This window comes from Myxococcus sp. AM011, from assembly GCF_013372595.1.
GTDB lineage: Bacteria > Myxococcota > Myxococcia > Myxococcales > Myxococcaceae > Myxococcus > Myxococcus eversor.
The window spans coordinates 1-5632 of the sequence record NZ_JABXEM010000432.1 but is presented as its reverse complement, the minus strand read 5'-3'; the positions used below and the strand labels follow the sequence as shown (position 1 = coordinate 5632).

General features: G+C 69.7%; 4 protein-coding genes. All 4 read right to left on the bottom strand.

What is annotated here, in order from left to right:
- Positions 1-1224 (bottom strand): caspase family protein (locus tag HUW62_RS45375; RefSeq protein WP_176437988.1); only part of this gene is annotated, 1224 nt, incomplete at its 3' end.
- Positions 1225-1319: 95 nt separating this feature from the next.
- Positions 1320-2243: a hypothetical protein gene (locus tag HUW62_RS45370; protein WP_163863034.1), complete on the bottom strand. Its 924-nt coding sequence runs from the start codon at positions 2241-2243 to the stop codon at positions 1320-1322.
- A complete protein-coding gene (locus HUW62_RS45365) occupies positions 2243-4969 on the bottom strand; it encodes a TonB-dependent receptor (protein WP_176437987.1) in 2727 nt (908 codons plus the stop codon). The genes HUW62_RS45370 and HUW62_RS45365 overlap by 1 nt, the downstream gene beginning before the upstream one ends.
- Positions 4970-5133: 164 nt before the next feature.
- Positions 5134-5632 (bottom strand): energy transducer TonB (locus tag HUW62_RS45360; protein ID WP_176437986.1); only part of this gene is annotated, 499 nt, incomplete at its 5' end.

Here is a 5632-nt window from a genome sequence, read left to right as displayed (position 1 = left end):
AGATGTGTATAAGAGGCAGCTCGTGGACAAGGGCGGCACCAGCGACAGGTTGATGGGCACGGAGGGCATGTCCTCCAGCGCTCCCTCGCGAGCGAGCGGCGCATCCGACGGCACGGTGCCACCCCGCGCCGCCGTGCGCGTCAGCGTCACCGGCACGAAGTCACCGACGCGCAGCTCCGCGTCGCCCTTCGTCCCCACCAGCAGCTCCGCCTCGAAGCGCTGCGTGGGCCGCTCCAGCGTGACGTGGTAGCGCCCCGCCTCCAGGCCCAGCGAGAGCCTTCGCCCCGCCGGCTTCTGCAGCTCCGCCACCAACTGGTTGCCCCAGTCGCGCACGAAGAGGCGACCCTGCACCTCCTCCGCCACACGCAGGCGCGCGTTGGAGCCGCGCAGGTCCGTCATCACCAGGTCGCCACTGCCCGCGAGCTGGATGTCATAGGCCGCGTGCTGCGGGCCCCCCTGCGAGCGCTCCGTGCGCGCCAGCGTCTCGTGGAAGGCGAATTGATACGCCTCGTGCAGCGTGACGCGTCCATCCCCCGTGGTGTCCGCCGCGCCGCGCAGGCCCGTCACCAGGAAGTGCGTGAAGAAGGACGCGCCGATGGTATCCGACTCCTGCGCCACCTCGTCCGCGGAGCTGGAGGCCAGGTACGCATGGCCTCGCACCTGCGCGGAGACGTCGGTGAGGAATGACGGACGCCGCAGCCCGCCCTTGAAGCGGGTGAGCGCGCCGGAGCCACACGAGTCCAGGATGGCGATGCGCACGTCCACCGGCACCAGGCCCATCAGCCTGCGCAAATCGCCGTAGGTGACGCGCTCGCCGCGCGGCAACAGGCCATCCGCGTCCGAGTGGCCCGAGTAGTACACCACCAGCTCACGCCGCACGCCGGGCATGGCCGCGCCGTCCACCAGCGTCTTGAGCCGCTCCAGCGCGGACAGGAGCATGTCCCGGTCCGCCTCCAGCAGCAGCACGCGGTCCGCCGGGGCCACGCCGCCCAGCTCTTCCAGCACGCGCGACATGGCCAGCGCATCGGAGCCCGCATAGCGCAACCGCTCGCGCCCGGGCCCGCCCTCGCTGGAGCCGACGACGAGCGCGAAGCGGCGCAGCGCGGCGTCAGGCTCCTCCTCCTGCCGAGCGGCCCGTGAGTCCGAGCCCCACGACACCAGCACCACCGCGGCCAATACGCTGGCCAAGCGTCCCCACCCACGCGCTGTGCTCCGGCTCATCATCCGCTTCCCACCCCGCTCCAGCCTCGGCCCGGCCTCGCGTGAGCACCGAGGGCATACCCCGGATGGCCGCCCCCTTGCGAGCCATCCCCACGGCGTTACGGCGTCCAGCGGGCCTTGCGGATGAGCCAGGTACTGCCTCCTCGCCCGTCTCTCGCCACGGCCCAGAAGGTGACCTCTTGAGCAACGCCATCCTTCTCCGGAGGCTCCCACTCCACGCGATGCCGACCGGGCTCGCCATTGAAGTCCGCGCCGCCCGTCTCCTCGTCCGGGATTTCTCCCAGTGACGCGTGCCAGCTGATGGACCAGGCCTCCTTGAGCGACACGGCCTCCCGACGGAACCCGGGCACCACGTAGGACTCCTCCAGGGCGGACACGTCCTCGGCCGTAATCACGAACGGCCCCTGTCCCGTCAACTCAGGCAGCGCCTCCTCCGCCCACGGCTCGCCTTCCAGGCGCAGCCCCTGCAACTCCGGCTGCTGGTTGGGCGCCATGCCCGGCACGAGCGGACAGGAGAACACCATCAGCTTCTGCGCGTAGATGGCCTCGCTCCCGGCGGTGAGGTTCAGCACCAGCGGCATGCGCAGTCCCCCGAAGCCCTGGTAGGGGTCCGCCTGTCGCACCTTGTCCAGGAGCAGCGTGCCGTCCGGCAGCGTGCTGGCACCGGGCCGGATGGGCAATACCAGCTCGCCCGCCGTCGTGGTGCCCTGCGCCAGTTGCACGCGCGCGGCGGTGTTCTCACAGAGGGAGTCCTCCGGGTCCGCGCAGGCCCACAGGGTGTAGGCGATGGAGCGCCCCTCGCCGAGGGGGTCCACCACCAGCGCGCGGTAGGACACCTCGTCGGTGAGGACCTCCAGGGCCTCCGCGGTGAGCTCGCACGTCGGAGCCATCAGCTCCGGGCGCTCCACGGCGATGCCCAGCACGCGCAGGTCATGCACGTTGGACGGCTTGTCATCGGGGTCGACACAGGCGACGGCGCCCAGCGTGAGCAGCAGCCCCGCGTTCTTGAGCCAGGTGTTCATCAGAAGCTTCCTTTCACGCCCAGCACGGGGAGGATGGGGATGCCCGGTATCTCCATCTCGTTGCGATACCGGTAGTCATTGAAGACGAACTCGACGTTCTCCGCGTTGTAGAGGTTCTGCACGTCCATGTAGAGCGCGAGCGTCCAGTTGTCGAAGCGCCAGCCCTTCTCCACCCGGACGTCGAGCTGGTGGAACGTGGAGGTCCGCCCCGAGAGATGGCGGCCGTACGTGGGCCCGTAGTTGTTCGAGTCCGAGTTGTAGACGTCATGTGGATGCACCAACGGCGTCGTCGGACGCCCGGTGGTGAGACGGAAGCGTCCGCCCAGCTCCCAGCCATTGCCCAGCACGTAGTTGGCGACCAGCGTGAGGATGTGGGTCTGGTCCCAGAGGCTCAGGCCATAGGTCTCCTCGTTCGCGACGGGAGGGCCATCGTCGCCGAAGGCACCGTCCACCCGGGGCTTGGCGCCCGCGCGACCGTCCTCCGCGTGGCTGAGCGTGTACGACAGCCAGCCGTACCACTTGTCCGTGGCGGCGGCGCGGTCCTTCTTCACCATCAACTCCACGCCATAGGCCTTGCCGATGCCCGCGTTGACGAAGCGGTCCTGCGTGAAGCTCCCGCCTTCGGTGGCCCGCACATCACCCGGTGCCACCACGTTCTCGAAGCGGCGGTTGAAGAAGCCGGTGACGTCCACGTTCCACACGTCCCCCAGCCTCTGCTCCACGCCGAGGCTCGACTGGAACGCGCGCTGGTAACCCAGCAGGGGGTTGCCGTAGGGGGAGAAGATGAACTGGAAGGTATCCGCCGGCTGGCTGTAGAGACCAAGCGAGCCCTTGAGCGAAGTGCGCTCGGTGGCCGCGTAGCGGACCCACAGCCGAGGGTCCAACAACAGATTCCGCGTGCCACCCACCTTCTGGAGGTTGCCGCGCACGCCCGGCGTCACGGTGAGCGGGCCCCACTTGAAGTCCGCCTCGGCGAAGAGCGCGCCATCGAAGCCGTTGATGGTGAGCTTCTCGTGGATGAGCTCCGCGACGGGGTCATTGCCCGGGAAGGGCACGTACTCGGTGCCCTCCGGAGAGGGGGCCTGCACGTCGACCTTCACGTGCTCGAAGTAGACATCCAGACCGGTGCGCAGGGTGAGCGTGTCGGACAGCTCCAGCGCCACCACCTCGCGCGCGCCCAGCGAGTAGATGGAGTCGTTTTCGATGTACTGGCCGAAGCTGATGTCGAAGTAGTCCACGCCCACGTACGGCGTGAAGACCGTGGTGAGCGGGCCCTTGCGGTACGTCCAGTCGCCCTTCACACGGTGGAAGACGGTGTGCGTGTCCAGGGAGATGTCCCGGTTCTGCTCCTCGCCTCCGGACACCAGGCGCAGCTTGTCGTCGCTGCCGAAGGCCATGATGTAGCCGGTGCTGCGCGCGGCTCCCGGCTCCGGCGTGGAGCCACGCGGCGCGCCGAAGTCCACGCGGAGCTGGTAGTCCCAGTACACGGGGACGATGGAGAGCGTGGAGCCCTCGTCGTCCGGAAGCACCAGGGGCAGCAGCGTGTCGATGTACGAGCGCCGCGCGGAGGCCGCCACGCTGATGCCCTCGGTGATGGGCGCCTCCAGGAAGAAGCCCGCGTCGAGCAGGTCCACCTTCACGGACCCGTGCACCGTGTCCGCGGCGCCCTTGCGCGTGGCCACGTCCACCACGCCGCCCACCGCGCGGCCGTACTGACTGCCGTAGCCGCCCGGGAAGAAGTCGAGCGAGTCGATGAACTCGGCGTTGACCACCGACGGTCCACCGAGCAGGTGGAAGAGATTGGGGATGCGCACGCCGTCCATCAGCGTCGCCGTCTGGCCCGGGTTGGAGCCGCGCACCAGCAAGTCACCCGAGATGAAGGGCGCGCGCGCCACGCCCGGCAGCGTCTGGAGGACGCGGATGGGGTCACCGAAAGTACCCGGCGTCTTCTGCGCCTCCTCGCGCGTCACCGTGCGGCGGACCACTTCCTTCTTCGGCCGCTCGGAGCGCACCACCGTCTCGAAGGCGCTCCCGGCCGGAGCCAGGTAGAAGTTCACCTCCGTCGTCTCGTTCGCCTTCAGCATCTCCTTCGTCTGGTAGAGCTGATGGCCGGAGGCGATGACCCGCACCGCGCACTCGCCCGGAGGGACCTCCAGGGTGAACCGGCCGTCCACGTCGGACACGGCCTCGGTGGCGTCCGCGTCGTCACCGCAGCGCACGGTGGCGCCGGCCACGCGCGAGCGGCTGCCTCGCGAGATGAGCTGGCCGGTGAGCGTCGCCTTGGGCGCCTCGGGCTCGGCGGCGACCTGGCCCTCGGGCGGCGGGGGCGCGTTGAGGGTGAAGTGGTAGACGTACTCCACCTGCACCGGCGCGGGCACGCCGTCGACCTCGGCGGGCGTGAAGCGGAACTGGCGCACGGCGGCGATGGCCGCCTCGTCGAAGCCGTGGCCCGCGGGCTCCGTGGACTGTACGTCCGTCACCGCGCCGTCCTCGGCGATGGTGATGATGAGGCGCACGGAGGCGGTGAGGCCCTGGGCGAGCGCCTCTGCGGGGTACTGGGCTTCGACCTGCTGCACCAGCGCCGGGGGTTTGGTGATGGTGGGCTGCGCGGCCGGAGGTGACTCGGCGGCGGGGGCTCCGGGTTGCGGTGCCTGCGCGAGCGCCGGGGTCGCCACCCAGAGGGAAGCGGCGGCGAGCGCGGCGCGGGCTTTCACGTTCGAGGACATGGGGCTTTCAAGGACAGGGGCGTGAAGGGAGTCGGGCTCCCGCCGACAAAGGGACGGAGTGAAGGCGTGCTGGAGGAGCCGGCGAGCGTGGACGGGCCGTGGATGTGGAAGGGGCCCACCGGTGCACTCCCCCGCTCCGGCCCTCTCTCGGCGGGAGCGGGTGTTCAATCGAGCAGGAAGGTATAGGCGTACTTCATTTCCGTGGACACTGCTTCGCCTCCCTTGATGGCGGGACGGAAGCGGAAGCGGAGGATGGCGGAGCGCGCGGCTTCTTCGAGTCCGTGCCCAGGCCCGTTCAGCACGCGCGCATTCACCACGCGTCCCTCGGGGTCGATGGTGATGGACAGCGTCACCGTCCCCTCGACTCCCGCGCGACGGGCCTCGTCGGGATAGGGAATCTTCACCTCGCTGGCGAGCTGCGGCTCACGGTCCACCTGATAGATGGGCGTGTACTTGGGGGCGCTGTAGGCCTTCACCTCTTGCGGCGCCTTGGCCTTGTCGGCGGTGCGGCCATAGAGGGTGTTGCCCACCGGCGCCGCGAAGCCTCCCGCGTTCGTCGTGGAGGACATGGAGATGCCGACCACCAGGGGCGCCGGCTTCGCGCTCGGTGGAGGCGTCTCGTTGGGCGGAGGCGGCGCATCCACGGGGGGCGGAGGCAGGGGA